Below are 1,396 nucleotides of genomic sequence, written 5' to 3' on the forward strand. Positions count from 1 at the left end.
GGCAATGGGATGGACGCCCCCTCCCGAAACGGCATCGATGTGCCAAAGTGGAAGTGTCAACTCACCACGACATCGAGGGGGGCGTCATCATGAAGATTACGACAATCGGCATCGATCTGGCAAAGGATGCATTCCAAGTCCACGGTATAGATGAGCGAGGCGAAGTTCGGATCAAGCGGTCACTCAAGCGTAGGGAAATGATGGAGTTCTTCACGCGTATCGAGCCCTGCCTGATCGGCTTGGAAAGTTGTGGCGGTGCCCACTATTGGGCACGACGACTTCACAACGTGGGGCACACGGTGAAGCTGATGGCGCCGCAGTTTGTAAAGCCTTACGTCAAGGGCAACAAGCATGATGCAGCCGACGCCGAGGCCATCTGCGAAGCGGTCCGTCGGCCGACAATGCGATTTGTTCCGGTCAAGACGGTCGACCAGCAGAGCATTTTGGCAGTACACCGGGTACGGCAGGGGATGATCAAGGCCAGGACTGCGCAAGCTAATCAGATTCGTGGACTGCTTGCCGAGTTCGGGCTGATTGTTCCGATAGGGATCTCGCACTTGTTTTTGAAGGTGCCGACAATGCTAGATGAAGCGAGGGACACCGTACCTGGCGTATTCCGTGAACTCATCCACCGGTTGTTAGAGCATATGAAGGAACTAACTCGTCAGGTCGATGAACTGGAGATTCAAATTCATCAGTGGCACCGCGCCAGTGAGATATCTCGGAACCTGGAACAGATTCCCGGAGTCGGCCCCATCACAGCCAGTGCTCTAGTGGCATCGATTGGCGACGCACGTAACTTCAAGAACGGTCGGCAGCTCGCGGCATGGCTAGGATTGGTACCCAAACAGCACTCCAGCGGCGGCAAAACCAAGCTGCAGGGCATTAGTAAGAGAGGCGACAATTACCTACGCACCTTATTGGTACACGGAGCGCGAGCGGTGGTGAAAAGCGCCGAGCGAAAGCCAGAACGTTATGTTTGGCTTAGTAAATTGATGGGCCGCAGCCACATCAACATTGCGACAGTAGCGCTGGCGAACAAGAACGCACGAGTCGTCTGGGCCTTGATGGCACATGATCAGAAATTCCGATCAGATTACGTCGGAACGTAATCTGATCGGTTGGAAAATTGTTTAGTAGTGCAGCAGTACTCAGATTCCACCAGTTGCGAGGACGCTTCAGACGTTGATGGCAAACAGGTTAGACCGTGGTCGACTCAGCCCGATGACAGCGTAGTACTTCGAGTACGTTAAGGCGACTGGGGCGTTGGCCAGCGGAACCCATCAGGGACAGGGCTGAAAACCCACACAAAGTCCGAATGTACGCTTGCAGACTTACCTACTTGCCTTTAGCGACTGATGTACTTGCAAACCGGGGGCGTCCATGTACGCTGTCA

1 protein-coding gene is annotated in these 1,396 nt (G+C 54.4%); it reads left to right on the forward strand.

What is annotated here, in order from left to right:
* Positions 1 to 89: 89 nt before the first annotated feature.
* Positions 90 to 1,112, forward strand: a complete 1,023-nt coding sequence (locus AB3347_RS25825) for an IS110 family transposase (RefSeq protein ID WP_369094515.1) — start codon at positions 90 to 92, stop codon at positions 1,110 to 1,112.
* Positions 1,113 to 1,396: the final 284 nt, after the last annotated feature.

Origin of the sequence: Massilia sp. X63, from assembly GCF_041023745.1 — a bacterium.
Classification (GTDB): Bacteria; Pseudomonadota; Gammaproteobacteria; order Burkholderiales; family Burkholderiaceae_D; genus Telluria.